Source organism: Cryobacterium sp. Y50 (assembly GCF_002929805.1).
Lineage (GTDB): Bacteria > Actinomycetota > Actinomycetes > Actinomycetales > Microbacteriaceae > Cryobacterium.
In genome coordinates this window covers 80,121-92,282 of record NZ_PJJM01000101.1, presented here as the reverse complement: position 1 = coordinate 92,282, position 12,162 = coordinate 80,121, and the positions used below count along the sequence as shown (strand labels likewise).

The 12,162-nt window shown below is 64.1% G+C and carries 12 protein-coding genes, 1 tRNA gene and 2 pseudogenes; 7 read left to right on the top strand and 8 right to left on the bottom strand.

Going from position 1 to position 12,162, the window contains the following annotated elements; translation table 11 throughout:
* Genes CXY73_RS16820 through CXY73_RS16795 form a run of 6 tightly spaced genes read left to right on the top strand, consistent with a single transcriptional unit; the run spans window position 1 to window position 5,221 of the window.
* Window positions 1-1,020 (top strand): ABC transporter permease, encoded by a 1,020-nt coding sequence (locus tag CXY73_RS16820; RefSeq protein WP_199185413.1) that lies wholly within the window; start codon window positions 1-3, stop codon window positions 1,018-1,020.
* The gene (locus CXY73_RS16815; RefSeq protein ID WP_104178353.1) at window positions 1,017-1,844 is read left to right on the top strand and encodes an ABC transporter permease; all 828 of its coding nucleotides are present in this window, start codon (window positions 1,017-1,019) and stop codon (window positions 1,842-1,844) included. Before CXY73_RS16820 ends, CXY73_RS16815 begins: the two co-directional genes overlap by 4 nt.
* Window positions 1,841-2,644, top strand: coding sequence for an ABC transporter ATP-binding protein (locus tag CXY73_RS16810; RefSeq protein ID WP_104178352.1), 804 nt, complete (start codon window positions 1,841-1,843; stop codon window positions 2,642-2,644). Before CXY73_RS16815 ends, CXY73_RS16810 begins: the two co-directional genes overlap by 4 nt.
* Window positions 2,641-3,426: an ABC transporter ATP-binding protein gene (locus CXY73_RS16805; RefSeq protein WP_104178351.1), complete on the top strand. Its 786-nt coding sequence runs from the start codon at window positions 2,641-2,643 to the stop codon at window positions 3,424-3,426. The genes CXY73_RS16810 and CXY73_RS16805 overlap by 4 nt, the downstream gene beginning before the upstream one ends.
* Window positions 3,423-4,121, top strand: a complete 699-nt coding sequence (locus CXY73_RS16800; protein WP_104178350.1) for a tyrosine-protein phosphatase — start codon at window positions 3,423-3,425, stop codon at window positions 4,119-4,121. Before CXY73_RS16805 ends, CXY73_RS16800 begins: the two co-directional genes overlap by 4 nt.
* Window positions 4,118-5,221, top strand: coding sequence for an aminotransferase class I/II-fold pyridoxal phosphate-dependent enzyme (locus tag CXY73_RS16795; RefSeq protein ID WP_104178349.1), 1,104 nt, complete (start codon window positions 4,118-4,120; stop codon window positions 5,219-5,221). Before CXY73_RS16800 ends, CXY73_RS16795 begins: the two co-directional genes overlap by 4 nt.
* 843 nt (window positions 5,222-6,064) lie before the next feature.
* Here CXY73_RS16795 and CXY73_RS16785 read toward each other — a convergent pair.
* A complete protein-coding gene (locus CXY73_RS16785; RefSeq protein WP_146071794.1) occupies window positions 6,065-6,526 on the bottom strand; it encodes a hypothetical protein in 462 nt (153 codons plus the stop codon).
* Between the two features lie 524 nt (window positions 6,527-7,050).
* Between CXY73_RS16785 and CXY73_RS22080 the strand changes: the two genes are divergently transcribed.
* A complete protein-coding gene (locus CXY73_RS22080; protein WP_158254151.1) occupies window positions 7,051-7,203 on the top strand; it encodes a hypothetical protein in 153 nt (50 codons plus the stop codon).
* A 799-nt stretch (window positions 7,204-8,002) separates the two neighbouring features.
* Here CXY73_RS22080 and CXY73_RS22970 read toward each other — a convergent pair.
* From CXY73_RS22970 to CXY73_RS16745, 7 genes and pseudogenes are all read right to left on the bottom strand, one after another.
* Complete coding sequence (locus tag CXY73_RS22970; protein WP_233198415.1) at window positions 8,003-8,257, bottom strand: hypothetical protein; 255 nt, start codon at window positions 8,255-8,257, stop codon at window positions 8,003-8,005.
* Window positions 8,258-8,398: 141 nt separating this feature from the next.
* Window positions 8,399-8,581, bottom strand: a pseudogene (locus tag CXY73_RS23645) (hypothetical protein); the annotation flags it as partial.
* Between the two features lie 538 nt (window positions 8,582-9,119).
* On the bottom strand, window positions 9,120-9,647 hold the full coding sequence (locus CXY73_RS16765; RefSeq protein WP_104178343.1) for a hypothetical protein: 528 nt from the start codon (window positions 9,645-9,647) through the stop codon (window positions 9,120-9,122).
* A gap of 275 nt (window positions 9,648-9,922) precedes the next feature.
* A pseudogene (locus tag CXY73_RS16760) lies at window positions 9,923-10,308 on the bottom strand (recombinase family protein); the annotation flags it as partial.
* Between the two features lie 172 nt (window positions 10,309-10,480).
* The gene (locus tag CXY73_RS16755; RefSeq protein ID WP_233198413.1) at window positions 10,481-11,674 is read right to left on the bottom strand and encodes a tyrosine-type recombinase/integrase; all 1,194 of its coding nucleotides are present in this window, start codon (window positions 11,672-11,674) and stop codon (window positions 10,481-10,483) included.
* A gap of 7 nt (window positions 11,675-11,681) precedes the next feature.
* On the bottom strand, window positions 11,682-11,846 hold the full coding sequence (locus tag CXY73_RS16750; protein WP_233198426.1) for an AlpA family transcriptional regulator: 165 nt from the start codon (window positions 11,844-11,846) through the stop codon (window positions 11,682-11,684).
* Window positions 11,847-12,062: 216 nt separating this feature from the next.
* Window positions 12,063-12,134, bottom strand: a tRNA-Gln gene (locus CXY73_RS16745).
* Window positions 12,135-12,162 lie beyond the last annotated feature (28 nt).

The following is a 12,162-nucleotide window of genomic DNA, read 5'->3' as shown; positions in this document are numbered from 1 at the left end:
GTGGCCGCCCCGCTTCTTTGCGTGGCGGCGACTGACGCTGCGCCCGCAGCCCGCTCGCGGGCGCAGCGTCTGGCAGTCGCCGTGGCTCAACAGGTCGGCGTACTCGTCGCCTCTCTGCTGGCCGCGAGCCTGCTGATCTTTCTCGCCCTGCACTATTTGCCAGGTGATGCTGCGGCAATCCTCGCCGGGCCTGAGGCTACTGCCGCCCAGGTCGCGCTTCTGGAGCAACGGCTGGGTCTGGACCGGCCCGTGGCCGTGCAGTACCTCGACTGGGTGTTCGGAGCCCTGCGCCTGGACCTCGGCGACTCCATGCTCGACGGCCGTTCCGTAGCCAGCCAAATCGGAGAGAAGCTGCAGGTGACCGTGCCGCTGTGCGTGGCAGCGCTCCTGATCAGCGTGCTCGTCGCCCTCCCCCTCGGCATGATCGCCGGCGCCCGCCACCGCACGTGGTACGGCCATTTGATCGGCGCACTAACTCAGCTCGGCGTCGCCCTGCCCGTTTTCGCGGTCGGCCTGGCACTCGTCACGGTCGTGGCCGTGAAATGGCGCGTTCTGCCGGTGCAGGGTTTTCCTCCAGACCGGTGGGCGGACCCGGCCGGCGCCATCCACTCACTGATTCTGCCCACGATCACCCTGGCGATTCCGCTCACGGCCGGACTCGTGCGGTTCGTGCGGTCGGCCACGATCGACATCGTCGCAGACGAGTGGGTGCGCACAGCGCGCGCCCAAGGCTGGTCGATCCCTTCCGTGCTGATGCGGCAGGGCCTGCGGAATGCCGCTCTTCCCTTGGTCGCAATCGTCGGGCTCGAGCTGGCCGGCCTGCTCATGGGCTCGGTGCTGATCGAGCAGGTATTCGCGCTCCCCGGCATCGGACAGATGCTCCTAAAAGACGTGGGAAACCGGGACATCGTTTCCGTACAGGGCACCTTGCTCGCTCTGACCAGCGTGATCATGATCGTCACGATCGCGCTGAACATCGTTTACACCCTTATCGATCCCCGGTTGAGAGGCTCGAAATGATCGCCCTCCTGCGTAACCCGAGCGGCCTGGTCGGAGTGCTGCTCGTGGCTGTCGTCGTCGCGGCGGCCCTTACGTCCCTGCTGTGGACCCCGCACGACCCGCTCATCGTCGACCCCGCCGCCGGCTGGCTCGCCCCCTCGGCGTCGCACCTCCTTGGCACCGACGCGCTCGGGCGTGACTCTTTCAGCGCCCTTCTCGTGGGGGCGCAAGTGACCCTCGGATCAGCGCTGCTGGCGACGGCCGTCGCAGCGGCCCTCGGGCTCCCGCTGGCCGCCATTATCGAGCTCACTCCGCCAATGCTCTCCGCCTTCCTTCAGCGCTTCGTCGACATCATGATCGCCTTCCCTACACTCATCCTCGCCGTGATCCTGGTCACAAGCTTCGGCTCCTCGACCTGGACGGCGGCTGTTGCGGTCGGCCTTGGCGCCTCCGTCGTCGTCGCACGCACGGTCGCGCCGGAGTTGCGGAGAGCACGATCCAGCGATTACGCGCTGTTGGCCACCGCCGCCGGCGCCTCGTCCGGCCGCATAATGCTGCACCACGTGCTGCCCAACGCTGGTTCGACCATCGTCGTTCGTCTCACCCAGATACTCGCAGGCTCTGCCCTCGCCGAAGCCGGGCTGTCGTACCTGGGATTCGGCACACCCACGCCGACCCCGTCATGGGGCCGCACCCTCGCCGAGATGCAGCCGCAGATCATGACCCGGCCCGAAGTTCTCCTGGCGCCGGCCCTCTGCATCGTCATCGTCGTGCTCGGCTTCAACCTCCTCGGCGATGGGTTGCGCGACATCCTCGATCCCCGAACCAGAAGGAGCACCCCATGAGCGTTCTCAAGATTCGCAAGCTGAGCGTCAGCATCGGCGGGCACACCGTCGTCGATTCCGTCGACCTAGACGTCGGTCGAGGGGAACGAGTTGGTCTGCTCGGCGAGTCCGGCTCGGGCAAGTCGCTCACCTGCATGGCCACGCTCGGCCTGCTCCCGGCGACTGCACGGGCGACCGGCAGCGTGCGGTTGGTCGGCGAGGAGATCCTGGGTTCCAACGATCGACGGATGCGTGCCCTGCGGGGAGCAGAGCTCGGCTGCGTGTTCCAGGAGCCCCAGAGCGCCCTCGATCCTCTCGCCCGCATCGGCGACCAGCTCACGAGTACGCTCCGCGCCCGAGCCCGGCTGTCGCGGCACCGCCGGCACGAACTTGCCGTCGCCCTCGCCGCGCGGGTCGGCCTGCCTGATCCCGAGCGCATCGTGCGGCGGTTTCCCCACGAACTGTCCGGCGGTCAGCGCCAGCGGGTCGTCGTGGCGATGGCGACCGCAGCTGCTCCGGCTCTCGTGCTCGCCGACGAACCCACGACCGCACTCGACGTAACGGTGCAGGCACATATCCTTGAGCTGCTCGGCGGGCGCGTGGCCGAGACCGGCGCCGCGTTGCTGCTGGTCACGCACGATATCGCTGTGGCGGCGACGACCTGCGACCGCCTAGTAGTGATGCGCGGCGGCAGAGTGGTCGAGCAGGGCAGCACTCACGATCTGCTCCGTCGGCCCGCGCACCCCTATACTCGCGCGCTGATCGACGCTGCATACGCCACTACCTACACTCGCCCGATCGTTCTGGCGGCGACCGCATGAGCACCCTGTTCACCGTCGACGCTGTACGCAAGCGCTACCGCGGCGCCGCCGAGGACGCCCTGGGCCCAGTGTCATTGAGCGTCGAAGCCGGTCGACACCTCGCCATCATCGGCGAATCCGGCTCGGGCAAGACGACGCTGAGCCGCATCATGCTCGGGCTTCTCCCGCCGACGGCCGGGGTCGTGCAATACCGTGGGACTCCCGTGCACGACCTCCGTGGCCAGGCCGCCCGGGACCTCCGTCGCCGTGTTCAGCTGGTGCTGCAGGATCCGTTCGCGTCATTGAGCCCCCGAATGCGAGTCGGTGACATCGTCGCCGAGCCATTGCGAATACTGCACCGGGGAGTGCCCGTGCGCACGCGCGTGGCAGAACTGCTCGCCGCGGTCGAACTCGACCCCTCATTCGCCCGCCGGTTTCCACATGAGTTGTCGGGCGGCCAGCGGCAACGCGTCGCTATCGCCCGGGCGCTCGGGCCACGTCCCGAGGTGCTCGTGGCCGACGAGCCGGTGAGCGCCCTCGACGTCTCGGTACAGGCGCAGATTCTGCGACTGCTGCGCCGGCTCGCCGAGCATGAGGCCCTCACGCTCGTGCTTGTCTCCCACGACCTGGGCATCGTACAGAACCTGTGCCACACATCGGTCGTCATGCACCGCGGTCGCATCGTCGAGTTCGGCGCCACCACCGAACTGCTCGCCGACCCGCAGCATCCATACACGCGTGAACTGCTCGCGAGCGTTCCCGCTCTGCCCCAGCACCACGAAACGATCGGCAAGATCCTATGACCATGCTCCACCCCCTGCACAACTTCCGCGATGCCGGAACCATGAACACTCCCGCCGGGAACCTGCGGCCTGGACGGCTGATGCGATCTGCCGCTCCCCTCGGCCTGCTCACGGATATCCAAGATTTTCTCTCGGCACAGGGTATCCAGGTCATCATCGACCTGCGCGATGAGGGCGAACGCGTGCACGCTCCCTGGACCGGATACACCGGAACAATTCTGTCCATGCCGGTGTTCGCTGACGAACTGCAGACGCTGCAATTCGATTCCCTGGAGCAGCTCTACGAGATCATGCTGCACCGCTTCGCGCCATCGCTCGTCTCGGCCGTCGGCGCCGTCGCCAACAACAGTGACGTGCCGATTCTCGTGCACTGCACGGCTGGCAAAGACCGTACCGGCGTTGTTGTCGCCCTCGTGCACGAGGTGCTCGGCTTGGACCGCGGCGCCGTGCTCGCGCACTACGCCCTCTCCCAAGACAGACTCGGTGAGGATTACCTCCGCGACCTTTTTCGGGGCATCGATCCCACCGACCTCCCGGGATCCGCCGCGCACCGCGCTATCTCCTCACCACCCGCCCTACTCTCCGGCTTGCTGGATGCGGTCGACCGAGAGTACGGAAGCGTGGAACAGATGGTGCTGACCCACGGGTTGACCCGCGAGCAACTGGCGCACCTCCGCGGGGCGTACATCGCATGACAGCGTCGGGCTTCGATCCGGACGCCCTAGACCGACTCACCCTCGGCGACCTGCGGGCCGCCGGCAGCCGGCGCTGGGCAGACGCCCGCGACGGTGAGATCGCCGCCGGTTTGGCGGAGATGGACCTCGGGGTGGCCCCCGTCATTCGCGATCGGGTGATGTCGATGCAGCGCTACGGCTACGTGACGGCTCGCGAGCTCGCCGCCGTCGCCGCCGCCTGCAGCGAGTGGCTCGCCGCGCAGCGGTCGTGGCAGGTCGATCCGGGGCGGATTGCGATCGTTCCCGATCTCATCAACGCCGTGGAGCGCTTGGTCGAGCTACAGACGCAACCGGGCGAGGCCGTCATCGTCACCACGCCGTCGTACGCGCCGCTCGCAGCCGCCACTCGGAAGGTGGGACGTCGTATCGTCGAGGTGCCGCTCGGGCCGGCGGGGCGGCTCGACCTTACCCGCACCGCACACGCCCTTCGCCACGGCGCGCGTCTGGTCATCCTGTGCAATCCGCACAACCCGACCGGAACGGTTTTCGACGCGGCCGACCTGGCGCAGCTCGCCGAGATCGTGGAGCGGCACGGCGCGCGGGTGCTGTCTGACGAGGTTCACGCCCCGCTCGCGCGCCAGCCGCACCTGCCCTACGCCGCGTCGCCCGGCGCATCAGCTCACACCACAACGATTGTCTCGGCGTCGAAGACCTGGAACCTCTCGGGGTTGAAGTGTGCCCAAATGATCTTTGCAAGTGCCTCCGAGTGCGAAAAATGGCACCGCGGCGAACCGCGTCTGGAGGGCAGCGTTCCCGTTCTCGGCGCCGTCGCGACGACGGCGGCGTATCGTCACGGCGAGCCATGGCGCCGCGATCTGATCGAGTATCTCGGGCGCACAGATGCCCTGCTGGTCGCAGCCGGACAGACCGCGCCCCAGGCGGGATACTTCGTCTGGCGCCACCTCGCCAGGCACGTAACGGTTGCGACCTTGCGCAGCGAAGCCAGGGTCATCGTCGCCGACGGCGCGGCGTTCGGCGCACCGGGCTGGGCGCGGGTGACGCTCGCGACCCCAACGCCCATTGCCGCGCAACTACTTGAGCGTTTAGGGCGTGTGACCTAATGCCTTGGGACGAATAATTTTGGTCCTGAGGACGTCACCGTCGCGGCATCTCATGGCGCGTTACCCTATGTTTACGAGACGCCTGGCCAGCGTGCCGCCAGCCTGCCGGAATTAGACGGATTCATGGGGTTGGGGAGTCTCACAACTATGTATCGAAACCAAGGGCTCGGTTTTTGGAAGCAATCAAGGGTTGTGAGACAACTGAGACACAGCGACGGAGCTGATTCGCTATACGCCGGCGTCCTCACGGTCCTCAAACGCGACGGTTCCCGACCACCGGGATCTTGACGAGGCCGTCAAACTGACCCTGAAACAATTCACCTGATTGTGCAAAATCTAACCTGTTCAAATAAATCTCGCCCGGAGGTCCCCCCCTCCTGGCAGCTCGTCGTAGGCGGATAATTGGCTCATGCTTTCGGACCTCGCACTCCGCTCCCATGACGGGGCCGAATCAACGTCGGTTCATATCCAGGCGCCCAACCAGATAGTTAGTAAGTAGGGGCGATGTCTACAGAGCAGCCAGTCCAGATTGAACCGGACTACCGGGCTGAGTTAGTGCCGCGGCCGTTCAGCGTCACGCCGGATGAGCTGGGTGAGCTCCCCGTGACCGTGGCGAAGGATCCCACTCAGGTACTTGTTTGGGTGAGATGCCCAGCCGTTGCCGAGCGTGTGCGCGGTGTGGCGCTTGCTGGGACGCAGCGCGCTGTCTTGGTCAAGTGGGATGCTCGGGGCATCCATCGAGTGTGGGTGTCGGCCTCTGCTATTGAGCGCGCGGCCGACAGGGAGACTGGTGCTGCTGTCGTCGCTGAGTCACCTCGATCACGCGCGATAACAGTGCGGCCCTTAGCTCTCGTAAATTGACGTGCCATCGGGCAATGAGCGGTCAGGACGGCGCACTGTCGACCCCTCTCGGTCGTCGACGGCACCCCGCCCGGAAACGTTGACACCCCGAGTCCCTTCGTTGATCAGGCTCCCTTCGATGCGCAGGACTCCGAGCGCCACAGCGCCTGGCAGCAGATGCATGACAGCACCCCTGTCGACGTTGATGCTGCCGTTGGCTTGGCCATGGAACGTAGCGCGGGCGCCGTCCTCAACACCTACAGTCCCGGAAACTGAACCTCGAGCTTCCAGGGTGGCGCCAGTCATGACTCGGACGGTGCCGGTGATGCTAGCCAAGGTGGTGACGTTCACTCCAGGTCGGACGATGAGAGTGTTGCTGATCGACTCACGAATCTCGACGTCCTCGGCAATAACGGTGTCGGGGATCTTGATCATCTGGCCATTTTGATACGTGTAGGTAGTCATACAGTTCACGATATTCAAGGCCACTGACATTGCGCAGCCTGAATCGATGGCGTTCAACAAATGGTCGTTCGATGACGGTTTTGAAGGGTGCCCAAGAGCTCTGGACTTTGCCGGTCGGTGGCGGCGTTCTGTGATCGTTCCGTGTCGCTAATTCCCGACGACGAGGATCCTGGCGGCGGCTTCGATGACGTCGCCAGTCGGACTTCGCGAGTTCTGCCGGCGTTGCCGGTTCTGTGCGGGTCCCGTAAACGGAGACCACCGGGTGTCTTAGGGGTCCCTGCACTGCAGCCGAGGTCGACGCGGCCGACAACCTCGCCGTCGAGGACGGCGTCGGAGATCAAATCGTTGATCGCCAAACTGCGTGTCGATAATCCGCGGTTGGGCGCGCGGACCCTGCACACGAAACTGGTGCACGCCGGTCTGGCCCGCCCGCCGGTCGTGTCCACGATCCACCGCGTGTTGCAACGGCACGGTCTCGTCGTGGCACAGGAACACCGGGCGCCGAAGGAGTGGAAGCTGTTCGAGTGTCACGCACCGAACGATCTGTGGCGGATCCATGGCACCATGGTGGCCTCGAGGACGGGTCGAAAGCATGGATCGTCGACCTGCTCGATAACCATGCCCGCTACGCGATCGGCGCAACCGCCGTCCGGCGCTTCACGGTGCACTGTCCCTAGTAGCGCTGAACGGGACTGCACATCAAGTGATAGCCCCGTGCAACGAACATGGCCGCCAGCGGACGGGCGCAGTCGCGGCAGAGTGCGATACCTGGGCGAATGGGATCGACGACAGGCGGCGCAGGAGGAACATACGAACGGTGCCCAGATCGACGCGCACTTTCCGTGGGGTTTCCTGATGCGGACCGCACGGATGCTGCTCGCGCTGCACTCTCTCTGGCCGCCCTAGATTGCGCCTCAGACGCACGCTGAGCCTTGGGCGTTCGCTTACTTGCGGTTGTGTAGCGTACCCGGGCCGCGCCTATCGAGTAACGCTTCTTCTTGGCCTTCGCACAGAGCAGGTAGCCTGCAGCCACGAGAACATCAAACCACTCACGAACAATCGCTTTCGTTTCAGACTCGTGTAGATCTTGCACTGTCAGGTGCGCAGCGCATTCACCAGGCGACACCCCCGAGAGAATCGACCGACCCTCGATGAATTGCGCAAACAACGTCGCTTGCCACAGCTGCCGCGGAAACGGGAGCCCCAGCTCTCCTGTCGTGGCAACGTCCAAAATGGCTGGCCAGTGTCCATCGAACTCGTCGAGGATCCGCGCGCGGAGGTCCGAGATCAACCAGGCTGGCTCAAGCAGGAGAGCCTTGGCGTCCATGGCCGCCCGACGAGCTTGCGCTCGATCCAGGGCCGCCTGCCTGTCCGCAGCGATGACCGCACCTGCAGCCATCATGACTCGCCGTGCCGCAGCTCGAGAAGCTTCCTCTTCGGCTTGAGACAGTCTCTGTGCGGCGTGTAGTTCCAGCCTCAGCGCTTCCATCTCGGCCCGATTCTTTTCCAGACCTGAAGCCGATCGCTGGTCACGCCCGCTAGGCATAACTTCAGGCGCGCAAGATCCTCGACCCTGAACTGGCCAGGCGTGCACGTGGCGGGTATCTCGAACTGACGCTCGCCTAGAACGACCTGCTCGACGGCGGTGCCGATCTGCGCGGTCACAGGATTGAACCAGAGCAGAGGCAGACCTGCATCGATGACGGCGGCATGAGTCGGATTGATGACCACGAGGTTGTCACTAGGGCGGCGGTCGCTCGCGAGACCGTCAGCCGCTCTGCCGACCGGGTTGCGCGCGTGAGCCTGTCGAAGCTGTGCACCGTGATGACCGAACAGCCAAACATCAACGATGCCCATGGACTGATACGAGTCGTGGCGCTCCTGCCACTGGGCAGGAGTGAGCGCCGAGTATTGAATCTCAAAAGCCATACGGCTCCCGTCCGACGCTGTGATCATCACGTCAGCTCGGCGATCGCCGGCAACTTCTTCTTTCTGCACAGTGAAACCCGGATGCCGCGCGCGCAACCAACCAGCGATGCGCTCGCAAGCCTGCATATGGAACAGACTCTCAGGCGCATGGCCGCCGACGTCGTCACCGGCGCCATAGTGTTTGAAGCCGTCTCGACCCCGGCTCCGGCTGACAGTGGTGATCGCCGGGCTGGGGCAATCGCGAACAGGGCAACGAAGTTCCTCCTTCGCCCAGGCCCGCAACTCTTTTGCTCCACCATCAGGGAGCAGAAAGAGGTTGTCAGCAACAAGACGGCGCCCGTAGACCAGGCGCGTCTCACCGTTCTGGAAATCCGCAAGAACGCCTGATGTGTGGGCCATACGTGCAGGCTACCGACAACCTCCGACAACATAGCCGCGCTATCTCGTACCCAATCGCGCCGACCATGGCAATTACGACGCAGTTACGAACAGGATGGTGTTTGTCCAGCCTGGGCCCCCAGGTACGAAGCCCTAGCCATCCGCACGCTCCCGATCGCAGGTGCGTCCGAGAGGCCACCACGAGACTCTCGTCTTCCCAACTGGCTCAGCCCGCATCCACGCGCCAAGTGACGGACGTCGGCTTCGGCTGCGCGGCGCTTCGTCGTCACAACGCGGTGTCTTCATCGCGTTCGACCTGCTCCGCCTTCTTGCGCTTGTACCGCTTCACGCCCTGGTAGATCAGGACGCCTCCGACGATGACGGCCACACCCGCTACGACGACGATGACCGTCTTCTGACCGTCGGTCAGGCTGCCCTTCGAGCCCCCATCGCTGACGTGGGACACCTTTTCAGCCATGAACGCGACGAACGCATCCTCCGCCTCGGCGCGGCCGGCCAACCTCTTCGCTGCCCGCGCAACCTTCAAAGCACCGGTCATATCGGCGATCTTCTCGGGAGTGGCGCCAAGCTCCGCAATGACGCTCTCATCCCAGTTGTTCCACTCGAAGGTGCCGAACGAATTGTTCTTGAGGGCGCTACGCTCCACGCCGAATATCTTGCCCGATTCCGTGATGCCGTAACAACCAGGGACGCCGTACGTGAGCCCCTTCTCCAACAGCAGGAGATTGACCACTTCAGCGGACGCGTGAATCTTCCAACCGATCTCGGTCGCCGTCAGTCCCAGCTTCCCCATGCTTTGCGCCTTCCCCAGCTCATGTCATTCAAAAGCTAATCATAGGGTCATGGCACTTGTACGTGGCATCTGACTTCAGCCTGGACCGGCCGCAACCCGGCCTTTCACGGGCACCGAACCGCGGCCAGCCCCGCCGGTCGCCGAGGAGCAGTTGGAGTCTCACGTGGGATCGGCGGAGTCAACCGGGGCAAGAAGTAGTTGCCTCGCCGCGCCGTCCGCCCCCTTGTCGCCGCACGTTTTTTATCGCCAATATTGCGACTGGCCCCACCCGAGCGTCACGAACCGAGTTCGGAAATTCTCCGATACAGAGTGGCGCGCGACATGCTCAGATCTCGCGCGACCTGGGTTGCAGATTCGCCGGCGTTGACCAGGCGGCGCGCGTTCAGGACTTGGCTTTCGGTGAAGCGTGGGCGTCGCCCGCCGAGATGCTTCCCGGCCGCGCGGCGTTTACCCACGCTATCCACGATGCGTTCGCGTTTGATCGCCAGTTCCATTTCGGCCAGCGCCGCCATGACCGTGAAGACCATGCCGCCCATCGGCGTACTCGTGTCCACGTCTCCCCCGCCCAGGTTCAACACCCGGAGCGCGGCCCCGCGGCGAGCTCGAGCATGTTGGCCGTCGACCTCCCCAAGCGGTCAAGCGTGGTGACGACGAAGGTGTCTCGTCAAAGCGTCTCGCAACCCACCGGTGCGACACAGTGTCTGTACGCATTACAAACGACTACTCACGCTGAAGCAGAATAGGGATCGGTTGAACCCGCCGCTCGTCTCGACCATTCCAGCATGATCACCGTGAAAATTGATGCCCGAGTCACTGACGCCGGCGAATTCGATCTAAAGTATCCCGCCCAAAGCTTCGTCCATAATCTGCGCCGTGATGGGGTCGACGAGCTCGGCGCTGACAACGTAGCTGGCGCGTGTGACCTGCTCGTTGGAGTGCCCGAGCAGCCGCGACGCGAGCGTGATGCCCGCAACGGCTTCAATAAGTGTGGCCGCCGTGCGTCGAAAGATGTGGGTGGAGAATTCCCCCACTTCGATCCCGGCCTGTGTCAGCGCGCTCTCGTTGTCAGTCACGAAGCTCCGGAGCAACCGTTCGAAGTTGCTGACGCTACGCGGTGCGCCCGTCTTCGTCGCAAAGAGGTAAGCCTCCTGATCTCTGCTCGCCTCTGACAGTTGCCGGCGGATCGCGGTCGCCGCAAAACTCGGCAGGGCGATGCGCCTCTTCTGCCGTGATCGTTTGGGCGACGGTTTTCTGCGCAGTCCTTCGGCGCGGGTTTGGGTGATCGTGCTTGCGATGAGCACGGTGGGTGGGTTCGCCGTCACGTCGACGTCGCATCTGCGGAGGGCAAGTACCTCGCCGATGCGGGCGCTGGTGCCCACCATGATCCGCATGGCATTCTCCAACAATCGTGCGTTGGGGCGTGGACCATAATGGTCTCCACCGGACCGCCAAGACTGCATGAGGGCGCAAACCAACTCCAACTGCGCGGGAGTGAGGGCCGATTCCTTCTTTGGGGAAAGCGGCAGGGCTCGAGCGTCGCGCACGGGGTTGAAGGCGAGCACTCCGTGCTCGATTCCGGTGGCACAAATCTGAGAGAACATGCTGCGAGCCTTGCGAGCCGCCGACAGCGATTTGGTCTCGCGAATGTGCTGCAGAATCCGATTGCAACGCAACACGGTGAGGTCAGTCAAGAGCAGATCCCCGCACTCGGGAATGATCACCTTGTTGACGCTGAACTCGTAGGTCTCGATGGTGGACACTTCGACCGTTCCCGACCGTCGCTTGTCGTCTAGGAACACCACCGCGGCCTCCGCAATCGTCGAGTACGCGTTCAACGACACCCCAGTAATGCCGTTCCGGACCAAGTCGGCCTGGTCTTCAAGCGATCGGCGTGCCTCCAACTCGGTGGCACGTGTTCCTTTCAACCGGTGAGGAGTTCCGAACTCGTCCCGCATCCGGGCATGTGCCTGGATCTGTCCGTTCGCCAGAACGACTATGCGGATGGTGCCGACTTCGCCCGCGCGCATTCGCCGCCTAGGCATGCATGGCCAATGACTCAAACCAAGCGAGAACCTCGCGGCGCATATATCTCACGTGCCGACCCATGCGTCGATACGGCGGCCCGGTGCAAGTCTGTCGCCATTCCTCGAGCGTTCGGGGCGAGATCTGCAACAGGTCTGCGACCTGCTGCCCGGTCATGATTTCTGCGTCATCGTCACTCATGACAAAGAGGTGCGACACCTCATTCCGACCTCGCACGCAGCGACACGTAGGTGGCCGGGCTAGTCGCCGTCGCCGTCGCGAAAACGGCGTCTGACAGTCGTTTTTGGCACCCAAAGTGGCACCTTGAGCCGTGAACGTGGTGTCTGGAAACAAGAAATGCCCCTGGTTTCCGCGGAAACTCAGGGGCTAAAGCTGGGGTACCTGGACTCGAACCAAGAACAAATGAACCAGAATCATCCGTGTTGCCAATTACACCATACCCCAATGCCTAATCCGAAGATCGGGCCGAGTA

Excerpts from the sequence above, each read along its gene's own strand:
- CXY73_RS16815 (WP_104178353.1), top strand. The coding sequence starts at position 1,017 with ATGATCGCCCTCCTGCGTAACCCGAGCGGCCTGGTCGGAGTGCTGCTC.
- CXY73_RS16810 (WP_104178352.1), top strand. The coding sequence starts at position 1,841 with ATGAGCGTTCTCAAGATTCGCAAGCTGAGCGTCAGCATCGGCGGGCAC.
- CXY73_RS16805 (WP_104178351.1), top strand. The coding sequence starts at position 2,641 with ATGAGCACCCTGTTCACCGTCGACGCTGTACGCAAGCGCTACCGCGGC.
- CXY73_RS16800 (WP_104178350.1), top strand. The coding sequence starts at position 3,423 with ATGACCATGCTCCACCCCCTGCACAACTTCCGCGATGCCGGAACCATG.
- CXY73_RS16795 (WP_104178349.1), top strand. The coding sequence starts at position 4,118 with ATGACAGCGTCGGGCTTCGATCCGGACGCCCTAGACCGACTCACCCTC.
- CXY73_RS16785 (WP_146071794.1), bottom strand. The coding sequence starts at position 6,526 with ATGACTACCTACACGTATCAAAATGGCCAGATGATCAAGATCCCCGAC.
- CXY73_RS16765 (WP_104178343.1), bottom strand. The coding sequence starts at position 9,647 with ATGGGGAAGCTGGGACTGACGGCGACCGAGATCGGTTGGAAGATTCAC.
- CXY73_RS16755 (WP_233198413.1), bottom strand. The coding sequence starts at position 11,674 with ATGCGCGCGGGCGAAGTCGGCACCATCCGCATAGTCGTTCTGGCGAAC.
- CXY73_RS16750 (WP_233198426.1), bottom strand. The coding sequence starts at position 11,846 with ATGACCGGGCAGCAGGTCGCAGACCTGTTGCAGATCTCGCCCCGAACG.